Source organism: Chryseobacterium contaminans, assembly GCF_001684955.1.
Classification (GTDB): Bacteria; Bacteroidota; Bacteroidia; order Flavobacteriales; family Weeksellaceae; genus Chryseobacterium; species Chryseobacterium contaminans.
In genome coordinates, this window is record NZ_MAYF01000268.1 from 11,770 (window position 1) to 31,424 (window position 19,655).

General features: G+C 35.8%; 17 protein-coding genes. 6 read left to right on the top strand and 11 right to left on the bottom strand.

Annotated features, from left to right (window positions below):
• Nucleotides 1–121: 121 nt before the first annotated feature.
• Nucleotides 122–2,209 carry an ATP-dependent DNA helicase RecG gene (gene recG / locus BBH99_RS13310; protein WP_066696498.1) on the top strand — a complete coding sequence of 696 codons (2,088 nt, stop codon included), beginning with the start codon at nt 122–124 and terminating at the stop codon, nt 2,207–2,209.
• Nucleotides 2,210–2,798: 589 nt separating this feature from the next.
• Here the strand turns inward: recG and BBH99_RS13315 are convergent.
• The 4 genes from BBH99_RS13315 to dapA form a co-directional block, all read right to left on the bottom strand.
• Nucleotides 2,799–3,245 (bottom strand): response regulator, encoded by a 447-nt coding sequence (locus tag BBH99_RS13315; protein WP_066696500.1) that lies wholly within the window; start codon nt 3,243–3,245, stop codon nt 2,799–2,801.
• Nucleotides 3,238–3,819 carry a helix-turn-helix domain-containing protein gene (locus BBH99_RS13320; RefSeq protein ID WP_066696502.1) on the bottom strand — a complete coding sequence of 194 codons (582 nt, stop codon included), beginning with the start codon at nt 3,817–3,819 and terminating at the stop codon, nt 3,238–3,240. Before BBH99_RS13320 ends, BBH99_RS13315 begins: the two co-directional genes overlap by 8 nt.
• Before the next feature lie 293 nt (nt 3,820–4,112).
• A complete protein-coding gene (locus BBH99_RS13325) occupies nt 4,113–4,616 on the bottom strand; it encodes a GNAT family N-acetyltransferase (protein ID WP_066696504.1) in 504 nt (167 codons plus the stop codon).
• Between the two features lie 82 nt (nt 4,617–4,698).
• On the bottom strand, nt 4,699–5,571 hold the full coding sequence (dapA, locus tag BBH99_RS13330) for a 4-hydroxy-tetrahydrodipicolinate synthase (protein WP_066696506.1): 873 nt from the start codon (nt 5,569–5,571) through the stop codon (nt 4,699–4,701).
• A gap of 195 nt (nt 5,572–5,766) precedes the next feature.
• Between dapA and BBH99_RS13335 the strand changes: the two genes are divergently transcribed.
• Genes BBH99_RS13335 through recO form a run of 4 tightly spaced genes read left to right on the top strand, consistent with a single transcriptional unit; the run spans nt 5,767 to nt 10,418 of the window.
• Complete coding sequence (locus BBH99_RS13335; protein ID WP_066696517.1) at nt 5,767–6,525, top strand: 5'-nucleotidase C-terminal domain-containing protein; 759 nt, start codon at nt 5,767–5,769, stop codon at nt 6,523–6,525.
• Nucleotides 6,525–7,475 (top strand): bifunctional metallophosphatase/5'-nucleotidase, encoded by a 951-nt coding sequence (locus BBH99_RS13340; RefSeq protein WP_066696519.1) that lies wholly within the window; start codon nt 6,525–6,527, stop codon nt 7,473–7,475. Before BBH99_RS13335 ends, BBH99_RS13340 begins: the two co-directional genes overlap by 1 nt.
• A 1-nt stretch (nt 7,476) precedes the next feature.
• Entirely contained in the window at nt 7,477–9,732 is a 2,256-nt protein-coding gene (gene porZ / locus BBH99_RS13345) for a type IX secretion system anionic LPS delivery protein PorZ (RefSeq protein WP_066696520.1), read from the top strand.
• The gene (recO, locus tag BBH99_RS13350) at nt 9,732–10,418 is read left to right on the top strand and encodes a DNA repair protein RecO (protein WP_066696523.1); all 687 of its coding nucleotides are present in this window, start codon (nt 9,732–9,734) and stop codon (nt 10,416–10,418) included. The genes porZ and recO overlap by 1 nt, the downstream gene beginning before the upstream one ends.
• Before the next feature lie 3 nt (nt 10,419–10,421).
• Here recO and BBH99_RS13355 read toward each other — a convergent pair whose 3' ends face one another.
• The 4 genes from BBH99_RS13355 to BBH99_RS13370 all read right to left on the bottom strand — a co-directional run bounded on the left by BBH99_RS13355 (nt 10,422) and on the right by BBH99_RS13370 (nt 15,167).
• Nucleotides 10,422–13,082 (bottom strand): MGH1-like glycoside hydrolase domain-containing protein, encoded by a 2,661-nt coding sequence (locus BBH99_RS13355; RefSeq protein WP_066696533.1) that lies wholly within the window; start codon nt 13,080–13,082, stop codon nt 10,422–10,424.
• Between the two features lie 106 nt (nt 13,083–13,188).
• On the bottom strand, nt 13,189–13,998 hold the full coding sequence (locus BBH99_RS13360) for a glucose 1-dehydrogenase (RefSeq protein WP_066696535.1): 810 nt from the start codon (nt 13,996–13,998) through the stop codon (nt 13,189–13,191).
• A gap of 72 nt (nt 13,999–14,070) precedes the next feature.
• A complete protein-coding gene (locus tag BBH99_RS13365) occupies nt 14,071–14,547 on the bottom strand; it encodes a GNAT family N-acetyltransferase (protein WP_066696537.1) in 477 nt (158 codons plus the stop codon).
• 2 nt (nt 14,548–14,549) lie between these two features.
• Complete coding sequence (locus BBH99_RS13370; protein WP_066696539.1) at nt 14,550–15,167, bottom strand: DUF1684 domain-containing protein; 618 nt, start codon at nt 15,165–15,167, stop codon at nt 14,550–14,552.
• 131 nt (nt 15,168–15,298) lie between these two features.
• Between BBH99_RS13370 and BBH99_RS13375 the strand changes: the two genes are divergently transcribed.
• Complete coding sequence (locus BBH99_RS13375) at nt 15,299–16,879, top strand: GMC family oxidoreductase N-terminal domain-containing protein (protein WP_066696541.1); 1,581 nt, start codon at nt 15,299–15,301, stop codon at nt 16,877–16,879.
• Here BBH99_RS13375 and BBH99_RS13380 read toward each other — a convergent pair.
• The 3 genes from BBH99_RS13380 to mqo form a co-directional block, all read right to left on the bottom strand.
• Entirely contained in the window at nt 16,876–17,742 is an 867-nt protein-coding gene (locus tag BBH99_RS13380; RefSeq protein WP_066696549.1) for an AadS family aminoglycoside 6-adenylyltransferase, read from the bottom strand. The two genes, BBH99_RS13375 and BBH99_RS13380, sit on opposite strands and share 4 nt — an antisense overlap.
• Nucleotide 17,743: 1 nt before the next feature.
• Complete coding sequence (locus tag BBH99_RS13385; RefSeq protein ID WP_066696551.1) at nt 17,744–18,145, bottom strand: hypothetical protein; 402 nt, start codon at nt 18,143–18,145, stop codon at nt 17,744–17,746.
• A gap of 73 nt (nt 18,146–18,218) precedes the next feature.
• On the bottom strand, nt 18,219–19,655 hold a 1,437-nt coding region (gene mqo / locus BBH99_RS13390), incomplete at its 5' end, for a malate dehydrogenase (quinone) (RefSeq protein ID WP_066696553.1).

Genomic DNA, 19,655 nt, shown 5'->3' on the forward strand with positions numbered 1-19,655 from the left:
AGGCTTAAATTACTTTATATAAACTAAGACTTTCAATTTTTTTTGGAAGTCTTTTTTATTTTACCGAAATTCGAACCTTTGTTTTTCATACCATATTCGGTTCCCGAATCTCAGATAAAAAATGACTTTAGAAACTTCCATAGAATATGTAAAAGGAATAGGTCCGGAAAGAGCCAAACTCATCAAAAATGTGTTGGGGTTATCCACTGTAGAAGATATGCTGAACTTCTACCCTATCCGTTATCTGGATAAAAGTAAAATCTACAAAATTTCTCAGCTTCATGAGGAAACCAGCCAGGAGATCCAGTTCAAAGGGAGAATTACCCAGGTTCAGGAAATTCAGACCGGAAAAACCAAGAGATTAACGGCTAAATTCAATGATGATACGGGAAGCATGGACCTTGTATGGTTTCAGTATTCAAAATGGCTGAAAGAACAGCTTCCTATTAATCGGGACGTTTATATTTTCGGGAAAATCAATGTCTTCAACCGCCAGTTTTCCATGCCGCATCCTGAAATTGAGGCGGAAGAAAAGAAAGAAGGTGAAACCCGTTTAAAACCTATTTATCCAAGCTCTGAAAAGCTGACAAAAAGAGGTCTCAATCAAAGATTTTTTCAGAATGCTTTAAGAAATATCTGCAGGGAAATCCCGAATCTTATTGAGGAGAATTTCCCGGAATATCTGATGAAAACCTTCAAATTCATGTCACGGCAGCATGCTTTTCTGAATGTACATTTCCCTAAGGATCAGGAACATTTTGATAAGGCAGATTTCAGGCTGAAATTTGAAGAATCTTTCTTTTTTCAGTTAGGATATGGCTTGAAAAAACTTCATCATAAAACACAGTCTTATGGTAATCCGTTTCCTATTATAGGGGATCATTTCAATGATTTTTATGAAAATCATCTTCCGTTTGAACTTACCGGTGCTCAAAAAAGGGTTTTAAAGGAAATCCGGATGGACATGAAAAGGCCAATTCAGATGAACAGGCTTTTGCAAGGTGATGTAGGCTCCGGAAAGACAATGGTCGCTTTATTAACCATGCTGATCGCCATGGATAATGGTTTTCAGAGCTGTATGATGGCGCCTACTGAAATTCTTGCCCAGCAGCATTATAATGGGATAAAAGATTTACTGGAAAAAACAGGAATCAATGTCCGGTTGCTGACTGGCTCTACCAAAGCAAAGGAAAGAAGAATTATTCACGAAGAGCTGGAAAATGGTACTCTTTCTATTCTTGTAGGGACTCATGCCGTTCTGGAAGATAAGGTTAAATTCAAAAATCTTGGTTTGGCTATTATTGATGAACAACATAGATTCGGAGTAGCACAAAGGGCAAAACTTTGGGCTAAAAATAAGATCCCGCCTCATATTCTGGTAATGACCGCAACGCCTATTCCAAGGACATTAGCGATGAGCTTCTATTCTGATCTGGATGTTTCTGTGATTGATGAAATGCCGGTGGGAAGAAAACCTATCATCACCGCTCACAGAAGGGAAAAAGATAGATTGTATGTCTATAATTTCTGTAAGGATGAGATCAAAAAAGGGAGACAGGTTTATTTTGTTTATCCTCTGATTGAAGAGTCTGAAACATTAGATTATAAAAACCTGATGGAAGGCTTAGAACATGTCATGGATTTCTTCTCTGATTATAATGTCACCATGCTTCATGGAAAGATGAAACCAGATGAAAAGGATGCTGCCATGGCTTATTTTGCCTCAGGAAAGGCTGAAATTATGGTGGCTACTACTGTTATTGAAGTTGGAGTAAATGTCCCGAATGCTTCGGTAATGGTTATTGAAAGCTCTGAACGGTTTGGTCTTTCACAGCTTCATCAGCTCAGAGGACGTGTAGGAAGAGGTGCAGAGCAGAGTTATTGTATTCTGATGACTTCTGATAAATTATCGAAGGAAAGCAGAACCCGTATTAAAACGATGACTGAAACCAATGATGGCTTTAAAATTTCCGAGGTTGATATGCAACTTCGCGGTCCGGGTGATATTTTAGGCACCCAACAAAGCGGTGTGGTAGATTTTAAAAGGCTGGACCTTGTAAATGATTCAGCTATCATCAAGACTACTAAAAACACTGTTGAAAGAATCCTTGAAGCCGATCCTATGCTGGCAAGACAAGATAATCTAATTATAAAAAATTACTATATAAAATACTATAAGGGGAAAAATAAATGGAGTAAAATTTCATAAAAAAACCGCAGAAAAAAATTTCCTGCGGTCCCCTTATAAAACTGTTATTTAGAAGAAATTACTTTTGGTCTGTTAAAAAAATTTATTTTAATAGCTTATACTTAATATTTTGTGATGTGGTGTGAAAATATCTATATATTATTTGAAGATAAGTCGTCACTATTAAAATAAATTATAAAAAAACAAAATGAATTATTTTTCCAACTTGCTTATTATAAAAACTAACTGTGTTTAGTGGAGATGAGGGAATGAAACGAATAAAAATATCTCCAACTATTTCGAGTTTTCATGATTGTACCGTTTTGTTTAAAGATCTTCTATGCTTTAAAATTGGAAATGAATATAACCCATTTTGTTTACATCGTGATTTATATTTTAATGCAGAAACAATTGCTTTCCATTCATCTGTATCTTCATGTATATAATTTAATTTGTGTCACTGAGGTTACATTACAAATGTCCGAATATTAATGGTCTCTTTTTTTATATTATTTCAACTATTAGTTATAAAATTATCACTTTAATGTGAATACTATACACTAAATAACATTTCTTAATTTAGAGTTTTAATTTACAAACCACCTATTAATCAAACTTTTAGAATAAAATTATCTTTATTCAATCCAGAAGTATAATACTGCCAATTTATTGTAATAATCTCTGTAAGCATCTTTTTTAAAGCACCGAAATCAGTAGGTTTTCTCATAAAAATATTATTCCCTTTTACAAAGGTTTCCTCAATTTCATTCTCGGATATTTCTTCATCATAAACAGCTGTCACCAGGTTACTGAATTTTGAATTGGCTTTTATCTCATCAATACATTCCATAGCCTCTTTACCAGGAATAGTGTATTTAATAAAAACAATTTCCGGAACTACAGCATCATTATTATTAAGATATTCCATCATGTCTTTTCCATTGCTGAAACATTGAACTTTTATAGAGATCTTCAGCTCTTTGAATATATTTTTAAAAAAAATTAAGGTGTTTTCATCGTTATCTGCTATAATTACGTTCAGAAATTCTTTATTCATACTGCACTTTAGGATTTATGACCATGCTTTGGACTCTTCTTCTTTTTCCTATGATCTTTTGAAACTGAGAGGGGGTAATTCCTGTCGTATTTTTAAACTGAGTACTCAAATGTGCCACGCTTGAATAATTCAGCTTATGGGCAATTTCGGTAAGACTTTGCTTATTTCTTATAATCAGAGCTTTTGCGTGCTCTATTTTCTGGAGAATTATAAAGTTCTCTATGGAAGTATATGCAACCTCTGAAAACAGATTGGAAAGATATCCATAGCTGTGATTCAGTTTTTCAGAAATATAAATGGATGCTTTTACGGGAATAATCTCTTCAGAAAAAACAAGTTCCACGATAGCGTCTTTTATCTTCTGTACCAAAGCCGTTTTCTGGCTTTCTATGATCTCAATACCATAATCTCCAAGATTCTTCTTGAAAAGATTATGCTGCTCCTGAGTAAAAGGTTCATAGAACTCCACCTCACCGAAGTTCAGCAACCGGTATTTTAACCCGTGCTCTTTTAGTTTCTCGTCCAATACCTTTTTACAAAGGGCATTGAAATCAAATTTAACGTACATTTTCATCCTGGTATAAGTAAGCCTATTTTTTTAGTAAATATAATAATTTATTTCAAGTAAATGTGAAATAGGAAATATTTTTTTAACATAATATATATACGCAAAAACTCCTGTATCCGAAAATACAGGAATTTAAACACTAAGGATGAAAAAAATATACTGATAAAAAGCTATGTCAGCTCAAAACCAAGCATATGAATGTATTGTTATAAGTGATTTGGTTCTGTAACAAAGATGATTTAAAAAAAGAAATCACCTGTTATAGAATTACGGGATAAAGTTACAAAATTTTAAGTCAATTATCCGTGAATTAGAAATTCCATTAAAAAATCATCCATTACAAAGCCATTTCCAATATCAAAAACACCCTCGTCATACACCTTATAGCCCTGAGATTCATAGAAACTTCTGGCTGTATTATATTTATTCACATTAAGGATAATTCTATTATTTCCGTGTTCAGAAACTTTTTTATTTAAAAACTGAAGTGCCCCTTTTCCAAACCCTTTTCCTTTGCTTTCCGGAACAAGATAAATGCGGTGAAGCTTTGTAGTTTGATCTTCATAATTGTGCTCATATCCGATAAAACCTTCATAAGAATTACTGTTTTCATCTTCAATCAGATAATAATGATAATTAGGATTTTGGAGATGGGTTTCAATTTCCTTCTGGGAATACATTTCAGAAAGCATATACTCCATTTGTTCTTTCGAAAGGATATCTGCATAGGCATTTTCCCATGATCTTCTTGCCAGCTCCTGAATAAGGGGAATGTCCTTCCCTGTTGCTTGTATTAATTTCATATTTTATGGATTATGATTAAAAAAAGTGAAAAGCCGGAACTTTTCACTTTATTGTATTGTATGATGTTGAATGGATAAGTTATTAAATCTTAGCCATTTCAGCTTTAATTTTAGCATAAAGTCCTTCTGATGCCTGAACCAAAGGAAGTCTCAGATAATTCTTAATAATTCCTTTTTCCGCTAATACTACTTTAATACCACATGGGTTGCCTTCTGCAAAAATAAGACGGGTAATATCAACCAGTTTGTTGTGGATCTCATAAGCTTCTTTTACCTTACCTTCAAAAGCCAATTGCACCATTGTAGAGAATTCTTTAGGATACCCCTGCCCGATTACAGAAATTACTCCATCACCACCAGCTAAAGTTACAGGAAGAGTGAATTCATCATCTCCTGAAACCAGGGAGAATCCTTCCGGTTTCTTTCTCAGGATATCAAAATACTGCAAAATATTAGGTGCTGCTTCTTTGATCAGGAATAAATTCGGGAATTCTTTTGCAAGACGGATAGTAGTATCTGCTTCCATATTCTGCCCGGTTCTTGAAGGAACATTGTACATGATAATATTTTTACCAGTAGCTGCTAAAGCTTTATAATGCTGGTAAAGACCTTCCTGGTTAGGTTTATTGTAATATGGAGATACAGAAAGTAATGCTTCAAAGGCAGAAAGATCTGCTTCTTCAATCTGTTTCTTGACTTCAAGAGTATTGTTACCGCCTATTCCTAAAACCAAAGGAAGACGTTTATTATTCACCTTAATGATATGCTCAATTACCTGTTTCTTCTCTTCATCAGAAAGCGTTGCAGCCTCAGCTGTAGTTCCCAATACTACCAAATAATTGGTTCCGTTTTCAATATTATATTCCACAAGTTTTGTTAAACTGTCGAAATCAACGGATAAATCTTCATTAAAGGGTGTTACCAATGCAACACCTACTCCTTTTAAAATGCTCATCTGTTCGAATTATTTTTGCCAAATTTAATCATTTACAATAAGAATTTGTAATAAATAATAATGTTTTATTATACATATAGTTATATTTGCATATACTAAAAGATTTTGTGAAATCGTTATGACCGAAATTGTTTACAAAAACACTTAAATAACCGGCGATTGCATATAACTTTTATAAAAAATAATTTACAGCATATGAAAAATAAATTCTTGTTACTAGGAATTGCTCTGGCTTCTCTTACAGCATGCAAAACGGCTTCTGCGCCGCAGTTTGTGAATGTAAAGCCCCAGAAAAACATTTCTATTAATAATGAGCTAAAAAATGATGAGGAGTTTGTAAAATTTATTGAACCTTATAAACAGAAACTGGATGCAGAGATGAACCAAAAAATCTCTCACACCAATACAGATCTTACCAAACAGGGAGATAACAGTAACCTGGGAAATCTTTTAGCTGATTATACTCTTGAAGGTGGTGATGAATGGACGAAAGTTCATCTTAAGCAAAATGTAGATGCAGCATTAATCAATATTGGTGGAATTCGTACTACAATCGGAAAAGGAGACATTACCCTGAAAAACCTTTTTGAGGTAATGCCTTTTGAAAATGAACTCATCATTGTAAAAATGAAAGGAACGGATTTACCGGGACTTTTTGAATATTATGCCAAAACACAGGTTAACAATCCTGTCTCTCATTTATATATTGAAACAAAAAACGGACAGTTAATAAAATCATTAATTAACGGAAAGGAAGTAGATCCTAACAAAGACTACTATATTGCAACCTCAGACTATCTGGCTTTAGGTGGTGATAATATGAAATTCTTTTCAAAAGGGGAAGCAATTCCTACAGGAGTTAAACTTAGAGATTTATACATTGATTACTTCAAGAAAAATCCTGAAATTGTCTCTCCTACAGATGTTCGTTTAAATTTTATTGGTAAAAAGTAATGGATAGAAAAAGTTTTTTAAAGGCAATAGGCGGTGGATCTTTAGCAATGGCTTTAGCTCCCAATATGATGATGGCGGAAGAATTAAAAATTCCAAATCTTAAATCTGTAAATAAACTAACCATTCTTCATACTAATGACCAGCATAGCAGAATAGAACCTTTCGATGCAAGCTATACAAAGAATCCCAATCAGGGAGGGTTTGCAAGAAGAGCCAGCTTAATTCAGCAAATCAGAAATCAGGAGAGCAATGTGCTTCTTCTTGATTCCGGAGATATTTTTCAGGGAACTCCTTATTTTAATTTTTTTGGTGGCGAACTGGAATTCAAATTAATGTCCATGATGAAGTATGATGCTTCAACCATGGGAAATCATGATTTTGATAACGGGCTTGAAGGATTCTTAAAAGTTCTTCCGAATGCCAAATTCCCTTTTATCTGTTCCAATTATGATTTTAAAAATACGATTCTGGATGGACAGACATCTCCTTATAAGATCTTCAACAAAAACGGAATCAAAGTTGGAATCTTTGGAGTGGGAATTCAATTGGATGGTCTTGTAGGTAAGAAACAGTATGCAGAAACTGTATATTCTAATCCAATAGATGTAGCACAGCATTATTCAGAATTTTTAAAAAAAGACCAGAAATGTGATCTTGTCATTTGTCTTTCACACATAGGATACGATTACAAGGATGAGCCGAATAAAATAAGTGATAAAATTTTAGCCGCTAATACGGAAAATATTGATATTATTCTGGGCGGACATACTCATACATTTTTACCGGAACCTCAGACATTCACTAACAGACAGGGCAAAAATGTTCTTGTTAACCAGGTGGGCTGGGCAGGACTCCTTCTGGGTAGAATAGATTTTTATTTTGATTCAAACAAAAACGTACAGCATATTTCCTGGAATAACCAGGCAATAGACAGCAGCATAATAGCATAACATGAAAAAACTCTCTCTAATTTCTCTTGGTATTTTAGCCTCCCTGCAGTTTACAAAAGCTCAGGTCATTTCATCAAAAAAATGGGCAGATCTCTTTTCCTATAATAATGTCTTAGCGATGAAGGAAGACAATGGAAAAATAATAGCTGCCACAGAAAACGGAATATTCTATTATACAATAGCAACAGGAGAAATTACGAAACTGTCTAAAGCCAATGGTCTTCATAATATAGGTATAACAGCTTTCGATTATGATCCTAAAAGCAAAACAGGAGTTATTGGTTATGAAAATGGAGCCATAGATGTGGTTACTCCCAACGAAATTAAATATATCGTTGATATTCCTATTGCAACTGGTTACAACGGAAATAAAAAAATCAATCATATCTCAATCACAGGAGACAGAGCTACAATTTCAGTAGGTTACGGAGTATCTATTTTTAATATAAAAAAGAAAGAGTTTGCTGACTCTGTTTTTTTCCTCAACGGTGGAACATTTGAAGCAAGTAATGAAGCTACCATATTTGGAAATAAGGTATATTCTGTAACCAATTCAGGATTGAAAAGCCATGAAATAAATAACACATTCCCTGCATATTCCACATGGGTTACTGAGGTTCCCGGAAGCTTTAAACATATTGATTCCGAAACAGAACTGGCATTTTCTTCTGCTACGGCGGCATTCATTTACAATAATGGAGCTCCTGTTCAGTTGCCTATTAACCTTGTAAATATTCAGGATGTTGTTGTAACTGAAAGTAATGTTGTAGTTACAGACAGCAGGGTGTATACTTTTGGACTCAACGGGACCAATTCGAATGCTACAGATTTCGGAGAACAGTGTAATACCGCTACTATGGCTGGCGGTAAGTTATTTGCAGGAACTGTATTATCAGGAATAAAGGATGAAAGTAATCATACTTATAAACCATCCGGACCAGAATTTAATTTTGCCTATAAAATAAGTATACACGATAATAATCAGTTATTGGTTTCTACCGGGGCAAGAGTCGGAAGGTACAATACACCAATAATCAATCCTAAAAGACCTGGTTTTTACTATTTTAACGGTACAGAATGGATTTATCCTTCTTACTTTAAAACTTTTACAGGAACTCTTAACATATTAGACGCTATCCTTAATCCACTTGATAATAGTGAAGTCCTTTTTGCAAATTATGCAATGGATGTTCAGGGAATCTATAAACTGAAATACAATTCTTCAAATAAAGATTTTGATTTTGTAAAATATTATCCGGTGCAGGCTACTCCCGGACAAAGAAGAGCAGTAGGCTTTACTACTGATGCTCAAAACAATATTTTCGCTGTGTTTTCATATAATGAGGCGGGTCCTGCTGTAGCTGTATATGATAAGGCGAAAGATGACTTCAATCTAAAAGTATCTAATTTTAAAAGTGCATCCGTACAAAAGCCAATCATTTATGAAAATATGCTATGGATCCCTTTATCAAGAACAAATGCCTTCTGGGTATGTGATTATAAAGATCCCCTTAATTTTTCTGATGATACCGATTATATATTGGATGAAAAAAACGGATTTCCATCTACAGCATCAGGTACATTATCTGTAGCTGCCGACAAATCGGGAGACATATGGATTAGCACAGACAAAGGGGTAAGGGTATTATCTAATGCTGCTACGGCAATAAAAGCACCTGAACCTAAGGTTAACCCTATAATCATAGAACAAAACGGGCTTGGAGAAGAACTCTTCAGAGATTCCAGTATTCTACAGATAGAAACAGACGGAGGAAATTATAAATGGGTTTCTGTAGATGGAGGTGGTGTATATTACCTTTCTGCAGATGGTCAAAGAACCATAAAACATTTTACCATGGAAAACTCTCCTCTTCCTACCAATACTGTTACCGACATAAAAGTAGATAAAAAAACAGGAAAAGTATATTTTGTAACCTATAACGGTATTGTTACTTATCAGGGAGATATCACAGATGTAACTTCCAATTTTGGAGAAGTGATGGTGTATCCTAATCCTGTAGTTTATTCTAATTTCAAAGGAAAAGTAACGATTAAAGGATTGGCAGAAAAGACCAATATAAGAATCGTTGATGCTGCAGGAAATGTTGTACACTCTGCAATAGCAAGAGGAGGAATTTATGAATGGGATCTTAATAACCAACGAGGAGCCAGAGTGGCATCAGGAATTTACTTTGTACTCATGACTAATGAAGATGGTTCTGATAAAGCGACGGCCAAAATAGGCGTAGTCAATTAATGAATACACAAAACGGTTTTTTACTTTCATTCATCAAATATGGCGAAAATGATGCTGTTTTGCATTGTTTTACTGAAGAGGATGGTTTTCAGTCTTATTTTCTGAAAGGAATTTATTCCCGAAAAAATAAAAAGAAAGCCTTCCTGCAACCCTTGAATAAATTAAATTTCTCTATTAGCCCCGTGAGAGGTAATGGAATCCCTACCATCTCAAAATTTGAGCTGGTAAGAAGTAATGATGTTTATGCTGATATCAAGGCTGGTACTGTCATATTTTTTATTTCAGACTTTCTTAACCAAGTTCTGAAACTTGAAAATAAGAATCCTAAAATTTTTCTCAGCATTGAAAGGTTTATTGCTGAGCTGGAGCAACAAAACTATCAGTGTCATTTGTTGTTTCTGCTTGTCATACTTAAAATACAGGGAGTGGCTCCTTTAATTGGTGAAGGTAACTTTTTAGATCCGGAAACAGGAACGTTTTCCACTGTTCCCGCCCATCAGCTATTTGGTGAAGAAATTTCTATGATTTGGAAAAACATTCTCAATGCTGAAAATCTTTACAGTGTAAAAATACATTCTTCTCTAAGAAAGGATTTTCTGGACAGCCTTTTGGTATATTACCATTATCATATCACAGATTTTAAAACTCCTGCTTCTCTGGAAGTAATACAACAGATATTTGAGTGATTTTTAAATTTTACCCGTATTTTCAGGCATTTCCGTTTCAGATTCGGCTATTTCCTTTTTAGTAAATCTTGGCTGCAGGATTTTTGCAATAAGACCTGTCCAGCCTGTTTGATGAGACGCTCCTACTCCACGTCCGTTATCACCATGGAAATATTCGTAAAATAGAATATAGTCTTTAAAATCAGGATCTGTTTGGAATCTTTCATATTGCCCATTTACAGGCCGTTTTCCATTATCATCTTTTAGAAATATCTTGGCTAGTCGTTTATTTAAAGAATCTGCGATCTGATCCAGGCTCGAATAATTTCCGCTTCCGGTAGGATATTCCACTAAAAAATCAGGGCTGTAATAGAAGAAAAACCGTTGGAGACTGTCAATAATCAAAAAATTAATAGGAAACCAAATCGGTCCGCGCCAATTGCTGTTCCCTCCAAACAAACCACTATCGCTTTCTGCAGGAGTATATTTTACACAATAATCAATGTCATTGAGGTTAAGGGTATAAGGATTTTGCTCATATTCTTTGGAAAGCGCTCTCACACCATATTCGCTTAAAAATTCATCTGGATTCAGCATTCTTGCCAGCAATCTTTTTAGCCGATGCCCTCGCAAGAGAGACAAAAGGTGTTTGGAATCCTGACCTTTCACTTCCCATCTTGATACCAGAGCAGCTAGTTCCGGCTTATTATCCAGCACCCATTTCATTCTTTTTTTGAAATTGGGGAGATTTTCAATCATTTCATCATCTATTACCTCAACGGCAAACATGGGAATCAATCCTACAATGGTTCTTAATCTTAAATACATATGAGTTCCGTCACTGGAAGCTATAGCATCATAGAAAAACTCATCTTCCTCATCCCAAAGGCTGAAATTTTCGTCTCCCATATTATCCAGCGAATGGGCAATAGATAGAAAATGCTCAAAAAATTTCATTGCCATTTCTTCATATACATTATTATACAATGCAAGTTCTAAAGCAATACGCATCATATTCAGAGCAAACATAGCCATCCAGCTCGTTCCGTCTGACTGTTCCAGCTGCTCTCCGTTGGGAAGTACAGAGTTTCTGTCAAAAACCCCGATATTATCAAGTCCTAAAAAGCCGCCTTCAAAAATATTATTCCCATTGATATCTTTTTTATTAACCCACCAGGTAAAGTTCATCAGCAATTTCTGAAAAGCACTCTCCAAAAATTCAAGATCAGGTTTTTCTTGTAAATATTCATCAATCTTAAATACCCTAAAAACTGCCCATGCATGCACCGGTGGGTTTACATCACTAAAATTCCATTCATAAGCCGGGAGCTGCCCATTGGGATGCATATACCATTCAAAAAGAAAAAGCTTCAGCTGATGTTTTGCAAAATCCGGATCTATTAATGAAAAACTGATGGTATGAAAAGCAAGATCCCAGGTGGCATACCATGGATACTCCCATTTATCAGGCATAGAAATGATATGTTCATTATTAAGATGCTTCCAGTCGTAATTCCTTATTCTTTCGCGTGATTTGGGAGGCGGCATTTCTGCCGGATCTCCTTTCAGCCATTTTTCAACATTATAATGGTAAAACATTTTATTCCAGAGCATACCGGCAAATGCCTGCCTTTGTACCAGTTTTTCATCTTCCGACTGAATTCCTTTCTGAATATCAGCATAAAACTCATCTGCTTCTTTATACCGTCTTTCAAAAATTGATTCAAAATCACTGAATGGCTCTTTTAATTCCTTATCTGTAAGCCTTAGTTCATATACTTTGGATTCTTTAGCCTTAATATATTCATCAATAAAAAATGAAGCTTTGGTGCCTGTATTTTTAGGATTAACAGCTTGGGAATTGCCATTTAGAACAAAATCATTGACTCCATCCTTACAATATCTTGAATCATTAGGAGATTGATAAAGCCTATGGTTATTGGTTTCGTTATTACAAAATAAGGTTTTTGAAGATTGTTTTGCATAGATATTCTTGATCTCAAGATCCCGATGATTGATTCTGATATGATCGGCTTCTTCAGCAGATAGCTGAGGTTTGTAATCATCATAGCCCCAGTTCCAGGTATTTCTGAACCAAACTGTTGGTAAAATGACAAGCTCAGCATCTTTATCAGCTTTGTTGACAATTGTTAGCCTGACAAGAATATCGTTTGGGTCTTCTTTCGCATATTCAATGAAGATATCAAAGTATTCATTGTCATCAAAAATTCCGGTATCAATTAATTCATACTCAGGTTCATTTTTACTCCTTTCTGCATTGGTTTTAATCAAATCATCGTAAGGAAAAGCATTTTGAGGATATTTATACAACATCTTCATATAAGAATGGGTAGGTGTGGAATCCAGATAGTAAAAATATTCTTTTACATCTTCTCCATGATTTCCCTGCCCGTTGGTGAGGCCAAAGAATCGTTCCTTTACCATTTTATCTTTTTTATTCCAGAAGCCAACGGAGAATACCAGTTTTTGAAGATCATCACATATTCCACAGATGCCTTCCTCACCCCACCGGTAGGTTTTCGCTTCTGCAGTGTCATGGCTCGTATAATTCCACGCATCTCCATTTTCACTGTAATCTTCACGAACAAGTCCCCATTCACGGTTGCTTACATAAGGGCCCCATTTTTTCCATACAATATCTGAAATTCTCTGTTTTTCTGACATAAACGTTAATTATGAGTAATGAGTAATGAGCAATAAATAATGAGTAATATGTTGTAAAAAGGATTTACAATTTGATAATAACGTTCCCAAACTTTAAACCGGGCTCTTACCCGCCCGTAGAAAAGCTTTCAAACGTTGTCATTCCACCATCAACGAAAATACTGGTTCCGGTAATGTAATCAGCGAGATCGCTGGCTAGAAATACAGCCAGGTTTCCTATATCCTGAGGCTGTCCGATCCTGTTATAGGGGATTAGAGTAAGAAGTGAATTAAGTGCAGCGGGTGTATTCCACGCATTTTGGTTAATCGGTGTCTGAATTGCACCGGGACAAATAGAATTAACACGGATTTTATCTGCGCCATATTCCTGAGCTAATGTCTGCATCAGCATTCTGATAGCGCCTTTACTGGCTGCATAATTGGCATGCCCTGCCCAGGGAATAATTTCATGCACAGAGCTGATATGAATAATCTTTCCACAAGCTATGGAACGGGATGTATCTATTCCCCGCCGAAGAAACTCTTTAATCGCTTCTCTGGCGCAAAGAAACTGTCCGGTAAGGTTTACCCCTATTACCGCATTCCATTGATCCAAAGTCATTTCAGTAAACTTAGCATCTTTCTGGATTCCGGCGTTATTTACCAAAATATCTACAGTCCCAAATTCTGCAACCACATCCTGAAACATCCGGATTACCTGATCTTCCTGTGAAACATCACATTGATAGGTAATTCCTTTCCCTCCGGCATCCGTAATTTCGTTTAATACTGATTTGGCCTCATCTTGGGATCTTGGTGAAGAGTGGTTAACAATAACAATTGCGCCAGCTGAAGCCAGTGATTTTGCAATACCGGAACCTATTCCACTGGAAGCTCCTGTAACCACTGCAACCTGATTGTGAAGTGATATTTCCATAGTTGTAAATTGATGTTACTCAAAGGTATGGAAACAAATCAGCAGGAAAAAAAATATGATTTTAAAATTTTATTAAAGTTTTTTATACATCAGATATTGCGGGCCGCTCCGTCCGATTCTGGTTTTACCATCATAAATATATCCAGCTTTCAGATAAATGTGATAAGCAGACTCATTTTTCTGGTTCACAGCCAAAACAATTTCATCACAATGTTTAAAATTTTCCCTTACGAAATCATCTACCAATGTCATGGCTATTTTCCCGATTCCCCGGCCCTGCATTTCCGGGTTTACAGATAATGATCTTACCAAAACAGCATTTTTATTATCTGTAAGTTCGAATTTATCCTTTCCAAAATCAAGGACAAAAAATCCTACAGGAATATGATTTTCCAGAATTGTAATGGGATAAGCATCATGATCATCCCTTGCCTCAATACTTTGTAAGACTTGATTAGCAGAAGCTGTAAAACGCAACTGATCTTCATCTAAACGATAGCGCACCCCTGCAAGGTGCTCTTCCGGTTTAAAAAATTCTAGTTTTACCATAATTAATGATGATAAATGTCTTGATACATTACTCCTGCACGTATTTCCACCGGAAGTTTATTTTCTTCAGGAACAATAGGACAGTTATAATCGTAAGCATTATAGGCACAGAACGGATGATAAGACTGGTTAAAATCCAGGATAATGGTATTTCCTTTCGGAATTTTCAAATCCATATATTTTCCGCCACCATAAGTTTCTTTTTCATTGGTAGCATCCCGGAATGGCAGGAAAAGATAATCTTTGTATTTATCCTGTTTAATAAGATCCAGGCTTTGATATAAAGTTAAAGTATAAGGTTTTCCATCCAGTTCAAATGTTGCTTTACCATATTCTTTATAAGATTTTGTTTTGCCGGAAGATGTTGGAAGATCAAAAGGTTGAGCATCTTCAGTTTTAACAAATTTTGCTGTTACCCGATATTTCATGTCTATCGGGAAAAACGGATGCTTTTTAAAGTTTTTAAAGTTATCCCCACGTAGAGGAGTTTCTTTTGGATCTAAATATTCTTTATCAAGCTCTTTTTGAAATTTTTTAACCTCTGCCACTTCTTTAGAAACTTTCTTTTGAGAAAATACTAACAACGGGAATAACAAAAAGATGAGTATATACCTTTTCATGAACTTTAAATTATAAGTAAAACTATGAATTTTTAAGCGTATGAAAAGTTAAAATTCTAATAAAAAGCATAATCTGTTTTAAATAAAACAAATCGGCTTTAATCTAGCATACTTTTTGAGCAGGAAAGCCCATGGACAGAAAGAAATTCATCAAAACGAGCCTACTGGCTATTTCAGGTTTTTATTTTTTACAATCAGAGCTTTTTCAGGCAGCTGAACGAAGAGCCAACAAGATAAAAGAAACCACAGATGTTCCAATTATTATCATTGGAAGTGGTTACGGAGGTGCCGTTTCTGCCCTGCGTCTGTGTGAAGCCGGAAAAAAAGTAGTTCTGCTGGAAATGGGTCTCAACTGGGAAAAAGCAGGAATACCGTTTTCTAATCTTCTGAAGCCTGGGAAAAGTTCTGCATGGCTGAAGAAGAAAAGTATCGCTCCTTTTATGAATCTGTTCTCCCTTACTCCTTTTACAGGAACCTTGGACCGCCTTGAGTTTGACCATCTTAATATTTGGGTGGGAAGAGGTGTTGGTGGCGGCTCACTGGTGAACGGAGGAATGGCCGTAACGCCTAAAGAAAGTTATTTCAGAGAAGTTTTCCCTAATCTCGATGCTGAAAAATTTTACAGCCATTACTTTCCAATGGTTCGTGAAGAGCTCAAAGTAAATGTTATTGATGAGCAGTTTCTAAAAGAATGTCCTTATTATAAATTCACGAGAGTAGGTGAAGAAGAGGCTCATAAAGCAGGTTTCAAAACCATTCGTGTTCCCAATGTATATGATTTCAAATATATGGAAAAGGAATATTTGAATGAAGTTCCCCGCTCTGCCCTTAATACTGAAGTGATCTATGGAAATAATCATGGCAAAAACAGCTTGGATAAAACCTATCTGAAAAAGGCCATGGAAACCGGAAATCTTGAAATACTGGATCTTCATCGTGTGAATCATATCAAACTTAATGAGGATAAAAGTTACTCTCTTAATGTTCAGCAGATTGATACTTCAGGAAAAGTAGTTACAGACAAGGTATTCAACTGTAAAAAACTGATTCTTGCTGCAGGAACTATGGGGACGTTACAACTGTTATTACATTCCCATGCTGTGAATAACCTTCCTGTTCATGAAAAAATTGGAAAAAACTGGGGTAATAACGGTAATTTTATGACCGGAAGAAACTGGGTAAAGCCTTTGTCAGGTGGAACAGGTTCAAAACAGTCAACCATTCCGGTAGGCGGAATTGATAACTGGGATGATAAAGAACATCCTTTTTTCACAGAAATTGCTCCTTTACCGATGGGAATGGATGTGGCCACTGCCTTATATCTTCTTATCAACAGAGTGGATAAAAAAGGAGAGGTAGGTTATGATACAATCAATCAGAAAATTACCTTGAATTGGGATGAAAGCAACACCATAAAAATGAGGGAAAATGCTAAATATTTTATCAGGAAAATGAATAATGCAAATGGTGGAACCAGAAGTCATTTTTTGTTCAATAATGGTTTTGGACCGGATATTTGTTATCATCCACTTGGCGGATGTGTATTGGGAGAAGCCACCAATGAGTTTGGAAAGCTAAGGGATCATGAAAACCTGTATGTATTGGATGGATCTTTAATTCCCGGAACCATTGGAGTGAACCCGTTTGTAACGATTACTGCCATTGCAGAATATTGTATTGAAAATCTTATTCGCCAGAATGAATTTGCTTAAGGCATCGCTTTTACTTCTGCAAGATAATTCCGTATGTTTATTTCATGCTGAAATGGATATTCAAAACTCAGTTTTTCAGACAAAGCAACTCCTAATTCATGAACAAGATCAGCAAATGCAAATAAGGATGTCCAGTTTTCCTCAATATCACTTCCTGAGAAGGTAGCTTCTACTCTATTCCATAATTCTGAAGAAAGATATTTTTTGAAAAGCCTTCCGTGTTTATTCGTAGTTATATTATTCCAGTCATGAGTACTTGCAATATACCATTCAATTAAAGGAACCAGATAATCGGATCTCAATATATTTTCAGACATGAATTTAGCATAGAAAATATCACCTCTTTTAAGGCACTTTGCCACATAGGTTGTATCCCACCAGAAATCATTCAGCACTTGTTTAAATTTCTTTTCTGTTGGAGGGTGAATCATTATGGATTGATAAGTTGGAGCCTTCAAATTCTTTGTAAGACCATCTTTATCTATTAAAACTTTGTATCCGAGATCCCAATCTTCCGGCAGTAATTCTTCCTTAATTTCTTCACAAAATTCTGATACCTGATACAATTTAAAATCAACTTTTACATGATCTCTGTACAAAACCATTTTCATAGCATGCTTTCCATCAAAAGCTGTATCATTCTCTTCCACCATAGAAATCGGCTCTCCAAAGAACTTAATCCATTCATTATTTTCTTCGTAAGCCTTTCTATTCTGAAAAACCAGCTCTACATCAAGATCACTAAAGTTATCTACAGGAGCATAGGGGTTTACCAGCGAACTGGTTAAAAGAACAGCACGAATATCCGGGTTATCTTCTGCCCATTGAATAATCCGTTCCAGCTTTTCTTCCCTAACCTTCATGCTAATAAGATTCTGAAATTTTTACACGATACACATCTGAAGAATTCCTTTTAATAGATTCTACAAAGAAACCACCTTCTTCCGGAATCACTTCTTTAAGATCAAAACTTTTACAGTCTTTCGGTAACCCTGAAAAGATTAAAGTAAACCAAAAATCCTGCATAAAGGGAACAGGTGTCCAATAAGGAGAAATGGATATATTCTCTGCATGAATCAATTTGCTTCTATGCTCAGACTGGTTATCAAAAAGATAAGTTGAATGCCAGATCCTGATCAGGTTTCCTAAAAATGGTGATGCGGGAAAACAACAGTGTACAATCACCTGTTTCTCTTCTTCTATTTTTGTCTGAAGAGATTCCAGGAGCTCTTTTGCGATAACCGGCTTGATAACTATTTCTTCCACCTTTTATGAGTAATAAGTGATGAGCAATGAATAATATTGTTGATACAGCTTATTCATTGCTCATTATTAATATTTAGTATTCTAATTCCAGCTTTTCTTTAGTATATGCTCTTACCTTTTCAGTAAGCTCTGGATTTTCTGCCAGCTTTTGTCCGTATGACGGAACCATTTCCAGCAACTTTTCTTTCCATTCTCCGTGAAGTTTTTCAGGGAAACACTTTTCAATCACAGTAAGCATTGCTTCTACTGCTGTGGACGCACCAGGTGAAGCTCCCAATAATGATGCAATAGTCCCGTTTTTATTCACCACTACTTCGGTTCCGAACTCCAACTTACCTCCTAATTTATCATCTTTCTTAATGATCTGAACTCTTTGTCCAGCTACTTTCAATTCCCAATCCTCTTCTTTAGCATCTTTGATAAATTCTCTTAAATGCTGCATTCTTTGAGACTTGGTCATCGCTACCTGCTGAATAAGATACTTGGTAAGTGGAAGATTATGCCACCATGCTCCAAATAGAGATCTTAAGTTTTTTGTATTCACACTTTCCGGTAGATCCAGATAGCTTCCTTCCTTCAGGAATTTTGTTGAAAACCCGGCAAAAGGTCCGAAAAGAAGTGCTTTCTGACCATCAATAATTCTAAGGTCAAGGTGCGGAACAGACATTGGAGGAGCATCTACAGTGGCCTGAGTATATACTTTAGCCTGGTGTTTCTCTACCAATTCCTGATTATGTGTTACCAGCCATTGCCCGGAAACCGGGAAACCTCCATATCCTTCACTTTCTTTAATATCTGAACTATCCAATAAAGGAAGCGCATATCCTCCGGCACCAATGAATACAAAGTCTGCATTCACTTCCTGTTTGTGGCTGTGGATTCTGTCTTTCACCTTCATTTCCCATTTTCCATCTTCCTTAGGGCTGATATCTTTCACTTCGTGATACAGGAATACTTCTACTTTTGAATCTTCCAAAAGGTGTCTTCCCATTTTTCTTGTCAATGTTCCGAAGTTAACGTCTGTTCCCATATCCATTTTGGTAGCCGCCATCACTTCAGATTTGTTTCTTTTGCTCATGACTAACGGAATCCATTCTCTCAGCTTATCATGATCTGTAGAAAATTCCATTCCTGAGAAAAGCACTGATTCAGACATTTTATCATAACGCTTCTTAAGATATTCAGCATCTTTTTCACCAAATACCAAGCTCATGTGCGGGCAGGAATTGATGAAATCCTTTGGTTCCTGAATATATCCTTTTGCTAATAAATAAGCCCAAAACTGTTTTGAAATTTCAAACTGTTCTGCAATGCTTTCTGCTTTCTTGATATCAATACTACCATCCGGTTGTTCCGGTGTATAATTTAGCTCACAAAATGCGGAGTGCCCTGTTCCGGCGTTGTTCCAAGCTGCTGTACTTTCTTTGGCGAATCTTCCTAACCTTTCGAAGATGGCAATTTCAAGTTTTGGATCAAATTCATGAAGCAGCGTTGCTAAAGTGGCGCTCAT

Excerpts from the sequence above, each read along its gene's own strand:
- porZ (WP_066696520.1), top strand. The coding sequence starts at position 7,477 with ATGAAAAAACTCTCTCTAATTTCTCTTGGTATTTTAGCCTCCCTGCAG.
- BBH99_RS13365 (WP_066696537.1), bottom strand. The coding sequence starts at position 14,547 with ATGGTAAAACTAGAATTTTTTAAACCGGAAGAGCACCTTGCAGGGGTG.
- BBH99_RS13320 (WP_066696502.1), bottom strand. The coding sequence starts at position 3,819 with ATGAAAATGTACGTTAAATTTGATTTCAATGCCCTTTGTAAAAAGGTA.
- BBH99_RS13325 (WP_066696504.1), bottom strand. The coding sequence starts at position 4,616 with ATGAAATTAATACAAGCAACAGGGAAGGACATTCCCCTTATTCAGGAG.
- recO (WP_066696523.1), top strand. The coding sequence starts at position 9,732 with ATGAATACACAAAACGGTTTTTTACTTTCATTCATCAAATATGGCGAA.
- BBH99_RS13370 (WP_066696539.1), bottom strand. The coding sequence starts at position 15,167 with ATGAAAAGGTATATACTCATCTTTTTGTTATTCCCGTTGTTAGTATTT.
- BBH99_RS13340 (WP_066696519.1), top strand. The coding sequence starts at position 6,525 with ATGGATAGAAAAAGTTTTTTAAAGGCAATAGGCGGTGGATCTTTAGCA.
- BBH99_RS13360 (WP_066696535.1), bottom strand. The coding sequence starts at position 13,998 with ATGGAAATATCACTTCACAATCAGGTTGCAGTGGTTACAGGAGCTTCC.
- recG (WP_066696498.1), top strand. The coding sequence starts at position 122 with ATGACTTTAGAAACTTCCATAGAATATGTAAAAGGAATAGGTCCGGAA.
- dapA (WP_066696506.1), bottom strand. The coding sequence starts at position 5,571 with ATGAGCATTTTAAAAGGAGTAGGTGTTGCATTGGTAACACCCTTTAAT.
- BBH99_RS13355 (WP_066696533.1), bottom strand. The coding sequence starts at position 13,082 with ATGTCAGAAAAACAGAGAATTTCAGATATTGTATGGAAAAAATGGGGC.
- BBH99_RS13315 (WP_066696500.1), bottom strand. The coding sequence starts at position 3,245 with ATGAATAAAGAATTTCTGAACGTAATTATAGCAGATAACGATGAAAAC.
- BBH99_RS13380 (WP_066696549.1), bottom strand. The coding sequence starts at position 17,742 with ATGAAGGTTAGGGAAGAAAAGCTGGAACGGATTATTCAATGGGCAGAA.
- BBH99_RS13335 (WP_066696517.1), top strand. The coding sequence starts at position 5,767 with ATGAAAAATAAATTCTTGTTACTAGGAATTGCTCTGGCTTCTCTTACA.
- BBH99_RS13375 (WP_066696541.1), top strand. The coding sequence starts at position 15,299 with ATGGACAGAAAGAAATTCATCAAAACGAGCCTACTGGCTATTTCAGGT.